The 18,496-nt window shown below is 57.5% G+C and carries 19 protein-coding genes; 5 read left to right on the forward strand and 14 right to left on the reverse strand.

What is annotated here, in order from left to right:
- Positions 1-32 precede the first annotated feature (32 nt).
- The 4 genes from bfr to YBN1229_RS09760 form a co-directional block, all read right to left on the reverse strand.
- On the reverse strand, positions 33-518 hold the full coding sequence (gene bfr, locus YBN1229_RS09745) for a bacterioferritin (RefSeq protein ID WP_090225985.1): 486 nt from the start codon (positions 516-518) through the stop codon (positions 33-35).
- 167 nt (positions 519-685) lie between these two features.
- Complete coding sequence (locus YBN1229_RS09750; RefSeq protein WP_046478172.1) at positions 686-1,033, reverse strand: (2Fe-2S)-binding protein; 348 nt, start codon at positions 1,031-1,033, stop codon at positions 686-688.
- 13 nt (positions 1,034-1,046) lie between these two features.
- Positions 1,047-1,583, reverse strand: coding sequence for a hypothetical protein (locus YBN1229_RS09755; RefSeq protein ID WP_052743832.1), 537 nt, complete (start codon positions 1,581-1,583; stop codon positions 1,047-1,049).
- 258 nt (positions 1,584-1,841) lie between these two features.
- On the reverse strand, positions 1,842-2,315 hold the full coding sequence (locus YBN1229_RS09760; protein WP_052743833.1) for an RrF2 family transcriptional regulator: 474 nt from the start codon (positions 2,313-2,315) through the stop codon (positions 1,842-1,844).
- Positions 2,316-2,670: 355 nt separating this feature from the next.
- Between YBN1229_RS09760 and YBN1229_RS09765 the strand changes: the two genes are divergently transcribed.
- Together YBN1229_RS09765 and YBN1229_RS09770 are read left to right on the forward strand one after the other, a co-directional pair.
- Entirely contained in the window at positions 2,671-3,960 is a 1,290-nt protein-coding gene (locus tag YBN1229_RS09765; RefSeq protein WP_244464889.1) for an imelysin family protein, read from the forward strand.
- A gap of 22 nt (positions 3,961-3,982) precedes the next feature.
- Complete coding sequence (locus YBN1229_RS09770) at positions 3,983-5,500, forward strand: di-heme oxidoredictase family protein (RefSeq protein ID WP_046478173.1); 1,518 nt, start codon at positions 3,983-3,985, stop codon at positions 5,498-5,500.
- Positions 5,501-5,530: 30 nt separating this feature from the next.
- On the opposite strand, the gene YBN1229_RS09775 is transcribed toward YBN1229_RS09770, so the two are convergent.
- The 3 genes from YBN1229_RS09775 to YBN1229_RS09780 all read right to left on the reverse strand — a co-directional run bounded on the left by YBN1229_RS09775 (position 5,531) and on the right by YBN1229_RS09780 (position 7,891).
- Positions 5,531-6,949, reverse strand: a complete 1,419-nt coding sequence (locus YBN1229_RS09775) for a cytochrome P450 (protein WP_082101094.1) — start codon at positions 6,947-6,949, stop codon at positions 5,531-5,533.
- Between the two features lie 107 nt (positions 6,950-7,056).
- Positions 7,057-7,227 (reverse strand): hypothetical protein, encoded by a 171-nt coding sequence (locus YBN1229_RS18995; RefSeq protein WP_170832383.1) that lies wholly within the window; start codon positions 7,225-7,227, stop codon positions 7,057-7,059.
- Between the two features lie 148 nt (positions 7,228-7,375).
- Complete coding sequence (locus YBN1229_RS09780) at positions 7,376-7,891, reverse strand: DedA family protein (protein ID WP_052743834.1); 516 nt, start codon at positions 7,889-7,891, stop codon at positions 7,376-7,378.
- A 350-nt stretch (positions 7,892-8,241) separates the two neighbouring features.
- Here YBN1229_RS09780 and YBN1229_RS09785 point away from each other — a divergent pair, with 350 nt between their 5' ends.
- Positions 8,242-9,504, forward strand: a complete 1,263-nt coding sequence (locus YBN1229_RS09785; RefSeq protein WP_046478174.1) for a DUF3419 family protein — start codon at positions 8,242-8,244, stop codon at positions 9,502-9,504.
- A gap of 12 nt (positions 9,505-9,516) precedes the next feature.
- Entirely contained in the window at positions 9,517-10,176 is a 660-nt protein-coding gene (locus YBN1229_RS09790) for a class I SAM-dependent methyltransferase (protein WP_342027527.1), read from the forward strand.
- 25 nt (positions 10,177-10,201) lie between these two features.
- Here the strand turns inward: YBN1229_RS09790 and YBN1229_RS09795 are convergent, their stop codons facing one another.
- The 5 genes from YBN1229_RS09795 to YBN1229_RS09810 all read right to left on the reverse strand — a co-directional run bounded on the left by YBN1229_RS09795 (position 10,202) and on the right by YBN1229_RS09810 (position 13,169).
- On the reverse strand, positions 10,202-10,738 hold the full coding sequence (locus YBN1229_RS09795; protein ID WP_046478176.1) for a DedA family protein: 537 nt from the start codon (positions 10,736-10,738) through the stop codon (positions 10,202-10,204).
- 5 nt (positions 10,739-10,743) lie between these two features.
- Positions 10,744-11,751 (reverse strand): MraY family glycosyltransferase, encoded by a 1,008-nt coding sequence (locus YBN1229_RS09800; RefSeq protein ID WP_052743835.1) that lies wholly within the window; start codon positions 11,749-11,751, stop codon positions 10,744-10,746.
- An 88-nt stretch (positions 11,752-11,839) separates the two neighbouring features.
- Entirely contained in the window at positions 11,840-12,265 is a 426-nt protein-coding gene (locus YBN1229_RS18965) for a hypothetical protein (RefSeq protein WP_052743836.1), read from the reverse strand.
- Positions 12,196-12,594 carry a glycosyltransferase 87 family protein gene (locus YBN1229_RS19355; RefSeq protein WP_076605308.1) on the reverse strand — a complete coding sequence of 133 codons (399 nt, stop codon included), beginning with the start codon at positions 12,592-12,594 and terminating at the stop codon, positions 12,196-12,198. The genes YBN1229_RS18965 and YBN1229_RS19355 overlap by 70 nt, the downstream gene beginning before the upstream one ends.
- A complete protein-coding gene (locus YBN1229_RS09810; protein WP_052743837.1) occupies positions 12,483-13,169 on the reverse strand; it encodes a hypothetical protein in 687 nt (228 codons plus the stop codon). Before YBN1229_RS09810 ends, YBN1229_RS19355 begins: the two co-directional genes overlap by 112 nt.
- Positions 13,170-13,549: 380 nt before the next feature.
- Between YBN1229_RS09810 and YBN1229_RS09815 the strand changes: the two genes are divergently transcribed.
- Entirely contained in the window at positions 13,550-14,185 is a 636-nt protein-coding gene (locus YBN1229_RS09815) for a GTP cyclohydrolase II (protein WP_046478177.1), read from the forward strand.
- A gap of 81 nt (positions 14,186-14,266) precedes the next feature.
- On the opposite strand, the gene YBN1229_RS09820 is transcribed toward YBN1229_RS09815, so the two are convergent.
- Together YBN1229_RS09820 and YBN1229_RS09825 are read right to left on the reverse strand one after the other, a co-directional pair.
- Positions 14,267-16,009, reverse strand: coding sequence for a glucan ABC transporter ATP-binding protein/ permease (locus YBN1229_RS09820; RefSeq protein WP_046480224.1), 1,743 nt, complete (start codon positions 16,007-16,009; stop codon positions 14,267-14,269).
- Positions 16,006-18,318 carry a hypothetical protein gene (locus YBN1229_RS09825; protein ID WP_152024978.1) on the reverse strand — a complete coding sequence of 771 codons (2,313 nt, stop codon included), beginning with the start codon at positions 18,316-18,318 and terminating at the stop codon, positions 16,006-16,008. The genes YBN1229_RS09820 and YBN1229_RS09825 overlap by 4 nt, the downstream gene beginning before the upstream one ends.
- Between the last annotated feature and the right edge of the window lie 178 nt (positions 18,319-18,496).

Below are 18,496 nucleotides of genomic sequence, written 5' to 3' on the forward strand. Positions count from 1 at the left end.
AGTGACCGTTCCCAAGTCTGATGTGTCGGAATTTATTCTGCGTCGTCCGCCGATTCGGCATTCAACTGGCCGTAGTTGTCTTTGCCGATCGTATCGTACAGGCCAAGCTGCGTTTCGAGGAAGTCGATGTGACCTTCTTCGTCCTTCAGCAGCTCTTCGAACAGCGCCATGGTGACATAGTCTTCCTTGTCGCGGCACAGCTCACGGCCCTTCATGTAGTGTTCCCGGGCAATGTATTCGCCGCGGAGATCGCACTCGAGGACTTCCTTGACGTTTTCCCCGATCATCAAAGGAGCGACATGCTGCAGGTTCGGATGTCCCTCAAGGAAAATGATTCGAGAGATGATCTTGTCTGCGTGATGCATCTCTTCAATCGATTCTTCGCGCTCCTTCTTTGCGAGCTTTCCGAAGCCCCAATCCTCAAGAAGGCGATAGTGCAGCCAATATTGGTTGACGGCGCCCAGCTCCAGCTTAAGTGCTTCATTCAAAATTTCGATGACGCTAGCGTCGCCCTTCATCGTCTTACCCCTTCGTTCCAAGCGTGAGCACACAAACTTTCTAGATGAGGGGTCGGATTCAAGAGCAAAGGAGAGTGTTTGTCGAGGCGCAAATCGGCTCTCCCCGACATCAATGATTATAAATTTCGTCCCACGCTGAGTACGCGCGGATATGAAATAGGCACGAACTATTCAGCGGCTAGCAACGGGAATTCTTCGTCGACGCTAGGCGGAGCCTGACGTGTCGTCGAGCTTCGGCGCTGCTTGGCCTTATTGGCGCGGTCCAGACGAACGAGCCGTTCCAGCGCTTGAGCACAGGCACAAGGAGAGATGAGTCCTTTGGCCTGAAGGCTTTCCATTTTTTCATAAATAACCGAGACCGCGAGCGGCGCGCAGCCGCAGCAGTTCATCTTTTTAGACAAATGCCGCCACACGACGCCCGGCGTAGGAAGCGGGGCGCCGGGTTGGGACATGATCTCCAATACCGCAAGCTCGATATCTTGATCACTGATGACCGCACAGGAACAGATAAGCACGGGAGGTTTCCTGTCAGTGGGGATGCTGCGCGCACGGATCGACGAGTGCGTTGGCATTCACGATCCAATTTGGCGAAATCACCTGATCAAGGCTGCGCATCGTGATCGCAAAGCTATCACTGTGATGCACGACTTCCTCGATCAAGGAGCTCTCAATAAGTGCAAATGCGCATGCGCGCATCGCAGGACAAGTCCTGTGTTGAGAGGCCGCGATCATTGAAATGGCCAAACATTCATCCCGGCAGAAGTTGCAGGCCTCAATGGGCCCAACTTCAACCTTGCGGCGCGCACCCGCCTTAACCGCCTTTGCCCAGACGGACAGTTCCCCGACGACGACTTTCGCAGCGCGTGGGCCGAGGGCGTTGGAGTAAACCTGCCAAACCCGCTCCCAACAGCCGATATTGCCGGTCTGATAACCGGCGATCCATCCGCGAAAACCAAAACCTACAAGTTGTTCTGGGGCGCGCCAACCATCGCCCCCGGCTTCAAGGCCTGCTTCTGAAGGCAGCGCTCGCAGCGCACCGCCCGGCAGTCCGAAATTCGCTGTCATCCCTGCTCTCTCCAATAAACGGGGTTCAAGGCCCCAGTATCGGATCGCGTCATGTTGTCGACGCTCGTCGTCAAGAAAACATGCGATCAGGCGTCGAAGTCAAGCAGTAATTGAAGAATGCGCCAAACAAACTAGTCAAAGATATAAAAGGTTAGAATGGTTCCAATCTAAGTCGTCTTAAGATTAGAACCATTCAAATTATATGATGACGATTATACATTTGAGATGAACTATAATCAGTGCAGCCTAGAGTGCGGATCAGCAGCGCGCACTGCCTTTCGCAGAACGTATGGAGGCTTCGGGAATGGAGCGGACGGCGCGTGTTCGCGGCTTCTTGGCGCTCGCGTTAGGCCGCGGTGCCTGAGCGCTCGCCATATCGGCAATGGTGTGCTGGTTGAGGACGCTGATAAAGGCGTCAAGCGCATCGTCAAAAATGGCCTGCGCGCTCTGCTTCTCGTCGCTGCGTGCGTCGAGATTGGACGCTTCGATAACGCCGACGACCTCTCCAACGCGAATCTCACTGGCAGGACGCGCGAGCTTTACGCCACCGTGGCGGCCGCGCACGGCCTTCACAAATCCGCCGCGGGACAGCAAGTGCACGATCTTAAAGGTGTTTTGCTGCGTGATGTCCAGGCGCTCGGAAATCTCGGCGACCTTGACAAGTTCATCGCCAGACTGAGCGCAGTCCACCAATATCCGGATGGCGTGATTGGTAGTTTTGTTGAGGCGCATTGATTGACCTTGCTGGATCAGAGGTTGAAGGACCCATTATTCACCGGACCGGGCACAATGCAAGCAGCCCAAACCCCTATTCTACGGGCTGTATGGGGTCTCGCTCACATAAATCAACCCCGGACACTCTCAGGATCACCAAGCGGACAGCGCCTGCTTCCCCGACAAGCCGAGCGTCAATTCTTGCTTACCCATGCAACTTTATGTTTCATTATAAAAAAAGTCAACAATTTGGCGTGACAAGAGCTTGTCGCGAATGTCAGTGATGCTATCCATCAGATCGCGATTTGTCCGAGCAAATCAGCCCAGTTCAATGAGCGGTATCCGGATTCTCAATTCTTGGGGAGGCAGCCTCGTGTCGAGGAATGGCATCAGCTTCTTATTTGCGTTCGCACTCTTGGTCACATCGCTCGTCGGCGCTAATTCCGCGAAGACAGCTGAGAACCCCGACGTTAAAGCCGTGCTGGACACGTACGCGAACATCGCAGAAGCCGGATACACAGACTCCGTAACGACCGCACACCGCCTCAAGGAGGCGATTGACGATCTCCTCAAGGAGCCGACGCCTGAAAGTTTGGCAACGGCTCGGGCTGCTTGGATTGCCGCGCGAGTTCCTTACCAGCAGACCGAAGCCTTCCGGTTTGGCAACCTCATCGTGGACGATTGGGAGGGGCGGGTAAACTCCTGGCCGCTCGATGAGGGCTTGATCGACTATGTCGAAACCGAGTTCTACGGCACTGAAAATTTCGAGAACGACCTCTACGTCGCCAACGTCATCGCCAATAAATCGCTGAAGATCGGTGGGACGGATGTCGATACGTCGAAAATCACGAAGGAGCTTTTGCGCGATAAGCTCCAAGAGGCGGGCGGCGTCGAGGCCAACGTCGCGACAGGCTACCACGCCATAGAGTTCCTTCTTTGGGGGCAAGACCTCAATGGAACGGAAGCCGGTGCTGGCGATCGCCCTGCCACAGATTACGATCTCAAGAACTGCACCAACGGAAATTGTGACCGCCGGGCCGAATATCTGCGGGTTGTAACCGACCTTCTGATTGAGGACCTCGATTGGATGGCAAAGCAGTGGGCGAAAGGCGGTGCTGCCCGCGCTGCGTTGACCGAGACGGACGAGAAGAAAGGGCTGTTGTCTCTCTTCATCGGTCTTGGAAGTCTCTCTTACGGCGAGCTGGCGGGCGAGCGCATGAAACTCGGCCTTCTGATCCATGATCCGGAAGAGGAGCATGACTGCTTCTCCGACAACACGCACAACTCGCACTATTACGATGTTATAGGCATCCGGAACGTTTATCTGGCCAGCTATAAACGTACCGATGGATCGACCGTGTCCGGACCAAGCGCATCTGATCTTATTCGCGCTGCCGCACCTGAAATTGACGAGCGCGTCCGCGCGGCTATTGAGAACACCGTGGCCAAAATGACCGAACTCAAAAAGCGCGGTGACACCATCGAGCGCTACGATCAGATGATCGGGCAGGGTAACACGGAGGGGAACGCCGTGGTGCAGGCGGCCATCGATGCGCTAATCGCACAGGCCCGGGAGCTTGAGCGGGCCATGGCCGTTCTGAAGCTGGAAGCAGCGAAGTTCGAAGGCTCCGATAGCCTCGATAATCCATCGTCGGTGAAATAAGGGCAGGGGTTGCGAAAACGAAATGGCCAAGATCGACACGTCCGACATCCCCTCGCTTCGCAGATCAAGATTTTGGCCCTTTGGTATCGCGCTCACCGGTGCCGCTGTCGTTCTGGCGGCGGCATCCCTTGCAGCCCCCGTGGATGACAAGGCTTCCATCGGTAAGTTTGAGCCCGGTGAAGAATTTCCTGGCGGGACAGCCACCACGCGACAGTCCCGGGATCACGTCAATGCGTTTTCTCATTTTTCGAACGGGATCGGCTTCGAGGGCGAGGCGCGCTTCAAGTTAGGTAACGCCATATTCCGTAAGGAGTGGGTATCTTCCCCCGCCTCGACCAAGGCTTCGGATGGCCTTGGCCCGCTCTACAATGCCCGGGGTTGCCAGAGTTGCCACTTGAAGGATGGGCGCGGGCATCCCCCGGCCGCCAATTGGCCGGATGACGATGCCATCTCAATGTTCCTTCGCCTGTCCGTCTCACCTTCAACTGACCAAGAGCGCCAACTGCTCAAGGAGAGGCGTGTGAATGTCATTGCCGAACCCACCTATGGCGGGCAGCTGCAGGACATCGCTATCAAGGGGCATGCAGCCGAAGGGCACATGAAGATCACTTATGAAGATGTGCCTGTTCCGTTCGCTGATGGCACGAGTGTTACGCTGCGAAAGCCGAGTTACGAAATTACGGATCTGGCCTACGGCCCGTTGCAGCCCGATGTCATGACGTCTCCGCGGATCGCGCCGCCCATGATTGGTTTGGGTCTCCTTGAAGCCATCCCGGAGGAGGTTATTCGCGCGAACGCCGATCCTGACGATGCCAATGGAGATGGTATCTCCGGGCGCGCGCAGGAAGTATGGTCGCTTCGAGATCGTGATGTGCGGCTTGGGCGCTTCGGGTGGAAGGGCGGAACACCAAGTGTCGCTCAGCAGAGTGCCGAGGCCTTTGCCGGAGACATGGGCCTGTCGACATCACTCGTGCCGAAATCCTCTGGTGATTGCACGGCGGCTCAGGCCGTCTGCCTAGATGCACCTAATGGCAATTCGCCCAAACCGAGCGACCCCGAGGTCGGCGATCAGTTGTTCGATCTTCTGGTGTTTTACTCCCAGAACCTCGCCGTGCCGGGGCGTCCCAATGCATCGGAACCGCTCGTGCTTGAGGGCAAGGTGAAATTCCACGAACTGGGGTGTGCCGCGTGTCACATCCCCAGTTTCACAACAGGCGAGGTATCCGGCCAACCGCATCTCAGCGGCCACCGCATATGGCCCTACACCGATCTGCTTTTGCACGACATGGGTGAAGGGTTGGCGGACGGCCGTCCCGAAGGTTTGGCGAGCGGCCAAGAGTGGCGAACGCCTCCCCTTTGGGGCATCGGCGCGACTGAGGTCGTGAGCGGCCACACCAATTTCCTGCATGACGGTCGGGCACGTAACGTGGAAGAGGCAATCCTCTGGCATGGTGGCGAGGCGCAAGCCGCACGAGACGCGTACACTCAATTGAGCAAGGATCAGCGAGACGCGCTGTTGGCGTTCGTAAACTCGCTTTGAGATGGCCCGCAATGCGCGCGACCCAACTCCTCACAGGATCGGTGTGACGGTGAGCGGCATGCCGCCTTTGGGTCGCAACGTGATCCGCGAAATGGGCTCGGGCAAATGCTCGCCGTCCCAGTCGAAGCGTGCGCCCCGCACGAACGTTGCAAGAAGGGTGACCGCCTCGATCATCGCAAAGCTCTGGCCGATACAGATGCGGGGACCCGCCCCAAAAGGCATGAATTGCGTGCGCGCCATTTCCGTCTCGCGATCGGGCAGGAACCGATCAGGATCGAAACGGTCCGGATCCTTCCAAAGCTTGCGATGTCGGTGAATGGCGAAGATCGGCACTACGATTTGCGCGTTGGCTGGAACGGGAGTGCCGGCAAGTTCAAACGCTTCCTTAGGTTGACGTGCAACAACCGGCACAGGTGGGTAAAGCCGCATGGCTTCTTTCAGCACACGCGTCGTAAGTACCAGTTTGTCGATGTGTTCTGCTCTGATCGACGTAGGCCCAACAATGCGATTGACTTCATCACGCACGGATTGCTGCCACTCAGGCGCACGCGCCAGCAGATACAATGTCCAGGTGAGAGCCTTCGCGGTCGTTTCGTGGCCAGCCTCCAGCAGCGTCGACAAATTGTTGACGAGCTGATCCTGCGTCATAGGCTCACCCCCGTCCGGGTCGCGTGCATTCAAGAGTCGGGCGAGAAGGTCTGTGCCTTCAACAGCAGATTGGCGCCGCCGGGTTATGATGTCGGAAAGCGCGGAACGCACCGTCTGTGATGCGCGTCGCATTTGCCGCGACGCCGGGTGTGGGAGCCATGTGGGTAAGTGCAACAACGCATGTGCCATCTCCCAGGAAACGCGCGCGAGATACTCAGAGCCACCGCGCATGATGGCCTCGCCCTCAGAGCGATCCCCACCCACCAGCATGGTACGCATAATGACCTTGAAGGTTGAGGTCATCATCTGTTCGTCTATGGCTTGAGAGCCGGCAAAGGCGCGCCGCCATTCCGTGACTTGTTCTTCCGCGACCTGTGCCATGGTTGGCACGTACGAAAGAATTTCGTTGTGTCGGAAGAGAGGTGCCATAACGCGGCGCTGCCACCGCCACAGCGCGCCGTCCGAGGTCAACACGCCGTCACCGAGGGTCGCCGCGAATACTTGCTTCTCCAGCGGGGATTTGACGAGCAGATTCGCTTTCCCGACGAGAAGTTCCTCGACAATTGCGGGGCCGCTGACCCAGAGCACCGTTAGTTTTTTCGTCGGGCGATATAAGGTGAGGTCTTCTTCGTAGACTTGGCGCGGCAGCCCGCGGAGCGGATTGGCAATGAACTGTCGAAGAAAATCGAAAAAACCGAGTGGCTGGTCGGGCGGTGTGATCGAAGGAGGGTAAAGCCCGTTACCGTCGGAGGTAGCGGGCACAAACTGAACGTCGGTGTTCGGCGTCAGTCGCGTCGGCATAGGCATTCTCCTGGCTGTCTACTCTTTTGCAGACCCCCTAGGCACCACCTTGCCGGAACAGATGCCGTCACCGACGTGACAGTTCGCAATATAGCGAAGGTAACGAGTTATTGGGCGGCGGCAGCTTCGCCGCGGCCGGCACGCAGTAAGGACTGCTTCCGTAGGCGCGCGCGCACGCCGGATGTATTGCCCTGAACGCGTGTCTGCTTGGGACGCGCCAGGGTACGACGCTTCTTTTTCTTGCGCGTTTCAATATTGCGATCGCTGCGGCTCGACATGGACGTTGTTCCTTATCTGGTGCTTTTTTCAGGCAGTTTCTGCAGCAACCCGGCGCGTACCTGCCGAAATATCTGACTAAGCCCTCCGCAATAGGCGAACTTGTTGGGTTCTGCAAGGCGTTGGGATGCATCTATCCCATAAGCCGTCTTATGTGAAAAGCAGGCCGATACCGTAACCGGGGGCCAGGAACGCACCTGCCCAAAGGAGGCAGGATACCGGGCTTGCCGTAAGAAATACCGCCCATTTCATGCCTGCGGCTCCGGCGATAGCCGGCACAAAAGGGCGCAAAACTCCGAAGAATTTGCTGAAAATAACGCCCGGTGCACCCCAGCGGGCAACGTAGATGCGAGTACCGGCATACCATTCCGGATGGCGGCTAAGGGGCCACCATTTTCTGATGTCATCCTTGAAGTACCGGCCAATAGCGAAGGTAATGACGTCACCAATAAAGGCACCTGCCCCACCGGCTAATACAACGCTCCAGAATTCGCCCCCCGCTGCGCTATGCACACCGCCGATCGCCACGAGCAGCGCCGAGGACGGGACCAGCAGTGAGACAACCATCGTGCTTTCTGCAAAACCAAGCGCAAAAACAATTGGCTCGACGAGCGCGATGTTCTCATTGATCAGTGTGACGACACTATCCGCAAATTCAGTGAGCATGGGGACCAATCAGATTGCGGCGTCGGGCCGCAGCGGCGTACCGTGACCGGGAATGGCGGCACCGCGATGAGCACACCATGTTTGAGCTCATTGCAAAAGCGGGCAAATTTACGCTCAGCGGCAACGTGGATCTAAGGTAGAGTAAATGAATGACGCTTTTTACGACCTTCAGTGCTACACATTGCCTGTTGGTTGTGCGCTAATTTGATGGCAAACAAGCGGGCCGAACACACACGCGCGACCTTAAGGTCTGACCGCACTAAAGTCATACCCGATGTCTATTGAGCCGGGCGATTGGCCGCCAGTCCGTCAAATGGCGCCGCCGGAACAAGCTTGATCTTGGAGAACACATGCCCCCACTTCCTAACGCAGGCGAAGCAGGTGAAACCGCACGACCCCGCACACGCAATCAGCGTTTGCGCCAAGCTGTTCACCGCCACAAGGCGATATCCCGCCAAGGCGTCCAGGAACGACTGTTCACGCTTGCATTCTCCGGCCTCGTGTATCCGCAAATCTGGGAAGATCCGGTTGTCGACATTGAAGCGCTCAACCTCAAGGACGGTGAGCACGTTATCGCCATAGCCTCTGGTGGCTGCAACATCTTGAGCTACTTGACGGCCGCGAATGTCAACATCACCGCTATCGACCTCAATCCAGCACATATTGCCCTGAACAAACTGAAGCTGGCGGCCGCGCGCTATTTGCCGAGCTATGCCGCGTTCCATCGCTTCTTTGCGGAGGCTGATGCCTCCGAAAACGTCCGCGCTTATTTCTCCTATTTGCAGGAACATCTCGATGCGCCGACGCGTAAATATTGGGAATCGCGCGATCGCCTGGGACGCCGCCGCGTCGGCTACTTTGGCAAAAACCTTTATCGGCACGGACTGCTGGGCACCTTTATTGGAGCCAGCCACCTCCTTGCCCGCATGCATGGGCGAAACCCGCGGCTTCTCCTAAAAGCGAAGTCTCGCGAAGAGCAGCGCCAGATTTTTGAACGCGAACTCGCACCTTTGTTCGAAAAGCGGCATATTCGCTGGCTGATAAGCAAGCCGTCAGCCCTGTTCGGTCTTGGCATTCCGCCGTCGCAATATGAGGCGCTGAAGGGCAATGAGAACCACATGGCAGAGGTTCTTCGCCAGCGTTTGGAGCGCCTAGCTTGCGAATTCGATCTACAGGACAACTACTTCGCCTGGCAGGCATTCGGACGTCGCTATGCCAGTGGTGGTTCCGGACCATTGCCGCCGTACCTTCAGCGCGAGAACTACGACACGTTGCGGGCCCGCGCCGATAACATCGAAGTGGTCCACGCATCCTTCACCGAGCACTTGGCCTCGCTGCCGGAAGCTTCGCGCGATGCGTACGTACTACTGGACGCGCAGGACTGGATGACATCTGAAATGCTTACGGCGCTTTGGACACAAATCGCCCGTACGGCTAAACCCGGCGCGCGTGTGATCTTCCGCACCGCAGGCGAGGATACAATCTTGCCCGGCCAGATCCCGGATGAAATCCTGAATCGCTTCTCATACGACGAAGAGGCCTGTCGGGCCCTGACGGTCAAGGACCGCTCGTCTATCTACGGTGGCTTCCACCGCTATGTCCTGACCAACTGACGGAGAGCTGCATTGTCTGCCGCGCCCCACGAGGATGCTGCCCATCATATGGACGGCATCTATCGCTATCAGCGCTATATCTACGACCTATCGCGCAAGTACTTTCTGTTCGGTCGCGATACGATGCTCGACGGTCTGAAGCCACCGCCGAGTGCGAGCGTGCTTGAGGTCGGCTGCGGGACGGGGCGCAATCTCATCTTGGCGGCGCGGCGCTATCCCGACGCTCACTTCTACGGGTTCGATATTTCGCGGATGATGCTCGAAACCGCAGAAGCGAATATCGCGCGCGCAGGCTTCGAGAAGCGTATCAAGGTCGTTGAAGGCGATGCGACGAACTTTTCCGCTCAGGAATTGTTTGGTGTCCCAGCATTTGATCGCATTTTCATTTCCTACTCACTATCGATGATTCCGCCCTGGCAGCAGGTTCTGCCTCAAGCCATAGATGCGCTGAAGCCGGGTGGTTCGCTCCACATTGTAGACTTCAGCGAACAGACGGGTTTGCCGCGGTGGTTCAAGAGCGCGTTGCGCGCCTGGCTGAAAAAGTTCTCTGTCGAGCCGCGCGCTGAGCTTGAAGCGGAGTTGCGCCGTGTGGCCGAAGAGAAGGGCTGTACGGTGACGTTCGAGCGGCTCTTTGGCGATTACGCGCATCTGGCGGTGGTGATCAAACGCTAGCCGCTCATTCCGCGCCGAAAGCAGTTTATCCGCCGCCGTGGACCAGCCACGCCAGCCCTAGTGAGCCCGGTGCGAGCAACACGCCCGCCCATAGAAACGCCGACAGGAAGTTGGCGATCTGAAATGGCACCATCGGCATTTCCGTAATGCCAGCGACCAGCGGCACGGCAGCACGCAGCGGCCCAAAGAACCGGCCGATAAAAATCGCCCAGATTCCGTACTTTTCAAAGAAAACGTGACCGCGCGGGAGCAAATCCGGATATCGGGACAGCGGCCACATACGTCCAATAGGCTCGTGAAAGTGCTTGCCGAGCCAATACGACAGCCAATCACCGAAGGCAGCCCCAAGACTCGCACAGACCCAGATCACAATCAGATCGGTTGTCGTCCCGCTCGCACCGATGAGAGTCCCGATACCGACGAGCATCGCCCAGAACGGGAGGACAAGCGATATGAACGCGAGACTCTCCCCAAAAGCCAGAATGAAAACAACAAGCCCAGCCCACCCTCTATTGGCCTCGATAAACGCAATAGTGCTGTCCATCAGGCTGGCAAGTTCCATCGTAGTTAAGCTTTCTCGTCGGACTGTTGAGGTATGGGGCGCGTAGCGAGGAACTGCATCCAACTCAGAAGTACGGCAACTGTCAGGACGGCAAGTGCGAATGCGACGAAAGGCTTCGTGAGGGCAAGCACCGCAAGTCCGACGAGCACGCAATTGGCTGCAATGACGCATTTGACGACAACGGAGTGAGATCCTGCCGCACGGGCTGAGCGCTGGTAGAAATGGCTCCGGTGCGGCTCCCAGATGCGCTCACCCTTCCGTAAGCGATTGAGGATCGTCAGGCTGGCATCGGCCGCGAAATAGAGTGGGAGTATGAGCGCTGCCGCGAGAGAGACTCTGACCGCAAGATCGACCATGAGCCAGCCGGTGATGAGCCCCAGCGGAATAGAGCCCACATCACCCAGAAATATCCGAGCCGGATGCCAGTTCCAGAACAAAAACCCGAGGGCCGCGCCAGCCACGGCAAGTGCCAGGCCGAGGTAGACGGAGTTCCAATCGCCTAACGACATCACCACGATCGCGTATCCGCCTGCGACGGTTGCCGTTTCGACGCTCGCGATTCCGTCTATGCCGTCCATAAAATTGTACAGATTGATGTACCAGACGAGCGCGAGAACCGCGAGGAGGCGGTCCAGCCAGAACGGCAAGATATCGCCAAAAATGCTGGCGCTGTAGTGAACGCTCACGACGCAGGCAACCGCGGCGCCTAGATGAACGGCGAACCGCAGACGTCTTGAGATAGGCTGCATGTCGTCGAGGAACGAGACGACGGCAAGAACCAGGCCGGTGGCGATCAATGCGCCCAGCCGAGGGTCGAGCGGCCAGAATATCAAGGTTGTGATCAGTGCCGAGACCAGAAGCGGGATGCCTCCGCCGACCACAACACGGCCTTTATGCATGGTTCTGTGGTTGGGTAGGGCGACGGGGCCGCGGCCGTCAGCCGCCTGGATGTAGAAATGCGTCAGCGTCACGCCGCCGATGAATGCGAGAAAGAGCGTGAAAATCGCAGTCACGGGGCCCCCGGGAAAAACGAACTGCTGCTGACGTCGAGGGCAACTCCCTTACCAGATGCGCTGCACGGCACCAAGGTAATGTGAAGTTCTAGAGTTTTAGGGACCTATTTCCCTGATGGCAGATGTTCGTTCGGGCAACGCCAAAAGCCCGCCAAATTTCCATCCCGATCCATATAACGAGCGGAAGAACATAGGTGACGGCATAAGGCTCGGTCCAGGTGAGGCAGCCCGGAGGACGCGGCAGGTAAAGCGTCAGGCATCCAGGCGTCATGGCCAGCAAAGCCGGGTGAGGTGTCCGTACGCACAAGGCGCACAAAAATGCGAAGTACCAGGGATAGTGGGGCGAAGTCAGAAAAAGGAACGCCGCTCCGAGCAGAGCCATCCGGTTGGGTAGAAATTCATCCGGGCCGCGCGCAAAAACAGCCCAGACTGCAAGGAGTCCGATCAGCCCGCCAGCGAAGAGGAGATATGCGACCAGGCTCGGATCAGCGATCGAAAAATCGCGAAAAACCAAACAATCTGAAAGCCCCAGCCGTCCCGATAGCCTTCATTGCCAAGGTGAGTTCCGAGAAATCCGAACATGTGCCCGCTGCCGGCATACGGAATAAAAAGAAGGCCGGCAGTGACGATGAGAGCCGTAGGCAATCGCCAGTCCCATCGTCGCAAGAGCGTGGGAAGGAGGACAAGCGGGAAGTATTTGACCATCGCGGCACAGGCGAAGAGGGCTCCCGTCAAACCTTGGCGCCGGTGCACGGCAGCCAATATGCCAAGAGAGAGGAAAGCCGTGGCGGCAGCGTCGATATGAGCTTGACTGGCAAACTCCCAATCGGAAGCGGGTGCCATGCGTAGATTAAGACGCGCGACGTAGGTAGCCGCTCTGCTTTAAGCCAACCCAGAAGGGCGATGATCGTGACGGCTTCGAACAGAAGCATCGTGAGCTTTAGTCCCGCAATGCCATCGCGAAGGCCGGTAGCCGCCATAAAGATCATCTCCGCCAGTGGCGGATAGAGGCTTACGGCGACCTCCTTTTGGTTGATGTACGGATAAATCTGTTCGTTGCGCAAATGCGCGAGCGATGAATCTGCTGGTGCAGCGGCATAGGGACTGAAGCCCTCCCATTGGATACGTCCATCCCAGACATAGCGGAAGGCATCCGTCGTCAGGTAGGGCAGCGCCGTCATGGCGAGCCCGCGCAAACATAAGGCGACAACGAGGATGAGGATGAGATCCCGCGTAGATGTCGGTCGGCTCAGCACCCACCACACGCCGATGAGATAGATTGCCCCGTGGATCAGTGCGTTGAGGACAAAACCCTCGACATCACGGTGATCGATATTGACAGCACCCTGGGCCACCACCATCGCGATGCCGATGCCGATGGCGACGAGGACCAGGGCATTGGGCGGAAGAAACCACACGTCGCGGGATTCGGTGGCGACTGGCTACAAGCGCCGGTTAACTTCATCTGGCAGCGGATCATAATCGATTGGCTAACTGCTGCTACAATCATATGTCAGTACTCTGTGGTCCGTCGGATTTTCGCCACCGCGCGACACAAATCGTAAGAATCTCTACGTAAATTACGTATTGTGACCCGGAAAAAGTCGCAATTTGCGGGTGCTACGCAAAGGGAGCCTGAGGAGGTGCGTCACGGTACGGACCTATTTTGGGAGCAAGAAAAAAACGAAATGGCGGTTGGAGCGTTTAGCCCTTATCGACATTGGCTGATGCGGCACTGCGACACATTACTAACGTGTTCGAAAGACGCATATGCCTGGATGTACTCTTGGAGATCCGCATGAGCGTCACTGCCGTCAAGTCCACAGTGTTGGACGTTGATTGGTCTACACAGACTGTCCTCCCCATAGAATTTCGCGGACGCGAAATTCAGTTGGAAGCGCGCGCTTACCAGGGTTGCGATCCCACCTATCAAGCTCTCGTACTGATCAATCGCCCGAAACCGGGCGAAGATGTGAAAATCCCGGTGGTTCGAGTTCATTCAGGCTGCGTGACCGGCGACATCTTCCACTCCTTGCGCTGCGATTGTTACCAGCAGCTTCAAGCGGCGCTGGAGACCATCGTAGATACCCCCAACGGCGTACTGATTTACCTGCCTTATCACGAGGGTCGGGGCATCGGTCTCGTCAACAAAATCCGGGCCTACGCACTTCAGGATAAAGGACTCGATACCGTTGATGCCAACGTAGAAATCGGCGAGCCGATCGACGCGCGTGAGTACGACCTGACGGCTGCGATCCTTTTTGATCTGGGCTTTAACGAAATCCGGCTGCTGACCAACAACCCCGCCAAGGTGGAAGCCTTGCGCCAGGAGGGGATTACGGTCGCAGAACAAATTCCGGTTGTGACGGAACCCAGCATCTATAATCAGCGTTATCTTGAAACCAAACGTGTACGCATGGCCCACAAGCTATAGCGTGCCGTTGGTCCAGAACTAATGCTCGGCAGCGATGGCCGCGGTTCCCATTAGGTGATCCGCGGCCCATTTTTTTCAAAGCTAATCAAGTGTCGCCTTCGGGACCGTGAAGCCGCCGGCAGCCACCATGCGCGCAAAAAGCCCGTTGGCGTTGGCGAGTTCTTCATACGATCCGCGCTCAACGATCTTTCCATGTTCGAGCACAAGGATTTGATCCGCCTGAGTTACAGTCGAGAGACGATGGGCGATGATGAATGTGGTTCGCCCGGATCGGAGGGTGTCGATGGCCCGCTTGATACGGCTCTCTGTCTCGGCGTCGAGCGCACTGGTAGCTTCATCCAGAACGAGGATCGGGGCGTCCTTCAGGATGGCCCGCGCGATGGCAATACGCTGACGTTCACCGCCCGACAGCGATGCCCCCCGTTCGCCAATGACGTAGTCGTATCCTCCAGGCTTGGTCGAAATAAACGACTCGGCTTCGGCGAGTTGCGCCGCATGGAAAACGGCAGCATCGTCCGCGCCAGGCCGGCCGATCCGGATGTTCTCGCCAATCGACCGATTGAAGAGTCCCGCGTCCTGGAAGACGACCGCAATAGAGTGCCGTAGGGAGGATAGCGTCACATCGCCAATGTCGTGGCCGTCGATCAAAATACGGCCGCGGTCAGGATCGCGCAGCCGTTGCAGGAGCGCCAGCGTCGTCGTTTTTCCCGAACCGGTAGGGCCAACGAGAGCGATTGTTTGGCCCGGGTTGACCTCAAAGGTTAAGTCGAAGACACCCTGCGAGCTCCCGGGAAATTTAAGGGAAACGTCATCGAAGACGACGTGTCCCTTCACATCGACAAGGGGCTTGGCATCCGGACGCTCAACAATCGCCGATTTCTCGTCCAACAGTTCAAAGAGCGCCGCGATCTTTGGGGCCGCTTGTATCATCCGAACGGCAAACGCAGAGAGCTGGTCAAGCTTGCCGATCAGAAGGTTCGCGAAAGCGACAAAAGACACGATTTCACCGACGGTGAGTTCTCCGCGCGAAGAGAGATAAGCCCCCATCGCGAAGATCGCGATCATGGCGATCGTCGCCGCGCCCCGCTGCAAGACCGTGAGAATGCCCCACCAAGTGAGAAGCGGGTATTGCTCGTTGAGGAGTTGTCCGATCATGGCGCGTAGCGCATCCGCTTCGGCCACGAGACGCGCGTAGCTTTGCACAATCGTTACATTGCCGATGACGTCTCCGACACGTCCTAAGACGTTACTGTGGTAGCGGTCGACCCGCATCTGGCCGCCCGACGTCTTCGAGATAACGAAGAAATTGAGCGCCGTGAAGCACACCGCCAGAACACCGAGGATGGTGGCCATCCGCCAATCGATGGAAATCGCAAGCGGAACGAGAAACACGATACCGATCAGCGCCGAAAGCTGTTCGCGCAAGGAACTCAGCCACAGCCAGAACAACTCGTCCGAACCGCGCTGGACGGTTCCGATAACGGTGCCGGAACCGCTTGCGGCGTGGTAGCTGAGCGGTAAGGTGATCGCCTGCTCAAACGCCTGGGATAGAGCGATCAATCGGCGCCGGTGCGCTAGGCGGTCCGCAATCACCGCGACGGTGACACTGGCTGCGATCCCACCGAGGCCAAGTAGGGCCCATAAGCCGATGATCCAGGCCGCGGGCTCCTGTTTGGACAAAGCATCGACTACGGCACCAAACAACACGGGTTCCGCAAGCTGCACAGTCGCAATGGCAACGCTGGCCACGGCCAGAGCCGATGCGAGGCGCCATTCCGGTGCAAGAAGCCTGAGGGCACGGCAATATATCTTGAATGGACTCATCGGCTTGGCGCGCACCCTACGGGCTGGAAGCCTGGGCCCCAAGACCCATGCGTCAACTGCTCGATAGCGCCACGAAGCGGCCGGAAATTGAAGCGTACCGAGTGCGTTCCCGCTGGCACGGCGACCGCACGGAACAGAACGTTGGACCGCAGCATCGGAGCAGGCTTTCCATCGATTTCAACGAACCACCAGGGGTGCCAAACATCGTTGAGAATGAGCCAGCCTCCGTCGCTGGACGTTGTGTCGATAACGATCTCACTGTTGTGGTATTCGCGAATGGCCGCCGACCCAGTCGCGTTTGAGGGCAGCGATGGGGTGGTCGGGCCTTCAAGCAGAACAGTATTGCGATAGTTGATGTCGGGCATGCCGCCGCAGCTCAGGAGTTTATCGAAGTCCGCTTGTTGAACACGCGTCGCGAAGAGGACCCGCGGGAGCGCTTTCGGATTCTCATAAATGTATCCGTCGACTGTGCGTGCAACGAGAGGAAACGCACCTGGGGTTACGGAAGGATCGATTTTTTCGAGCGGTACGCCGGACGCTATGTACCGCAGCCCTAGCAGGTTCGCGAGCGGCGACGCATAAGAGGGCATAAGAGGGGAAAATTTGCGCTCGTGCATTCCGGAAGTATCACCCGCACCAGTCGCTGCGCTGTAAAGCGCCAGCCGGACTGGATTGTAACCCAATGTATTCTCCAACCCATAGGTCAAGCTCGCGTTTGGCCAGTGAAAGCCGAGACCGATCAGTTCGACGCGATCGCGCTGCGTTGCCGTTTGGCCACTTTGCACACGGCGTTTGAGATCCACCATGGTCTCGTTAACACTGCCGTGTGCGAGAACCTCATACGTAGATGGCGGTAAGCCTACAGCGCCACCGTGCCCGTTTTGAAACCCCAGGTCGAGCACGGCAAAAGCAACGAGAAGCGCTGCTGCAAGGTGTGGGCGAATGGGCTGGAGCCACCGAACGAGGGCGATGACTGCAGCAGCGCACAAGATGAACGCCACCGAAATCACGAAGGGCTCCAAGGCCTCATGCCATTGATGGAAATGCGTTGCGAGATAAGCGGCGTAGGCAAACCCCAATGTGATGACCACCCCTGCCGATAGCCACGCATCGCGTGAAAACGGCGCCGTTGCAGAACGCAAAAGGCGGTTGGCGCCATGTCCCGCAAGGATCGCGGTTAAAAACCCGATCAGGAACACAGCATCAGCGGGGCGGCGAAAAAGATCGATACCCGGCAGCCACATATGCATGAGCCGGAACACAGGCGTGTACCAACCGAGCGCATAGATGAGCATGATGAGCATCGCGATAGTGTAGAAACGGATTTCGCGGTGCCAAAGACTGCCGCTGAATAGTCCCGCAAGCATCAGCCAAAATGATACCGCGCCGATGTAGAGCACGCCCATGTTTTGCGCGATGTACAACCCAGTATCGTGCCAAACGAAACTCGGCGGACCCCAGTAATCTTCCATATCGCCCGAAGCGCCGAAAAGATCAGGCCCCAGCCAGGTCACCATCAAGGCGGGGTGAAGCGAGCCGCGTCCTGCTCCAATAAAGTCGATCTCCGGACGATTGGACATTTGCGCCAGGAGCCATGTGAGCAGGATGGGGATTGCTACAAGGACAGTTCCCGCGATGCTGCCAGCGATGAGCGGCGGCAGGCTCGACGAAATCCGTCGACCGCTATGGTGCACGCCTGCGCTGAACCAATGCCAGACCACGTAACCGGTCAGAAAATAGACGCTGATCAGCGCCACCTGATCCCGCTCTAAAACCATGAAGCTGGCGGTAATTCCCGCAGCTAGACCGCACAGCCATGACCCACGAGAAAGGGCGCGTGACAGGAGCATAAACGTGATCGCCAGCATCGACAGGCTGACCACCTGCCCGATATGTTGAATACGCCAGCTCATAGCCGCGCCGAAGCAAAACGCCAGAGCAGTGAAGATTGCTGCACCCGTCTCCCACCCCTGATCGCGAGCCCATATGACGAGCGCCAGACCTCCCGCAGCAATTGTAATGAGCGTTGTGACGTCGGCGGACCAAAGACCCGGCGCGGGATCGAAAAGTGCCAGAAGCGCAAACGGCGGAGAAAAAATCAGGGATTGAGGGTCGGCGACCTGCGGATGGCCGGAAAACACAAAAGGCGTCCAGAATGGACTTTCCCCTTGCCATAAGGCATGGGCAAAAAATTGCACCTGCGGTAGAAAATGCGCCTTGGCATCGTAGGGAATGGTGACGTGTCCCGACAACCACGGCCAAGCGAGTACGAACCAGCAGAGCAGGAAAAGGAGCCCAGCGTGCCGCAATTTTACCCCCTCTCGGAGGTCTGCAATTTCAGCCTTTGGAGGAGACACGTTCGGCCGCTACTCTCAAGCAATCCTGGTCAGTTATGCCTCCTATAGCATCACGCTGTCTCGTGCTGTGCATCACTTCGACGCGCGGTAAACACAAGTCACCGAGAAACCTAACAGAACCACGATTAAG

It is taken from the genome of Candidatus Filomicrobium marinum, from assembly GCF_000981545.1.
Taxonomy (GTDB): Bacteria; Pseudomonadota; Alphaproteobacteria; order Rhizobiales; family Hyphomicrobiaceae; genus Filomicrobium; species Filomicrobium insigne.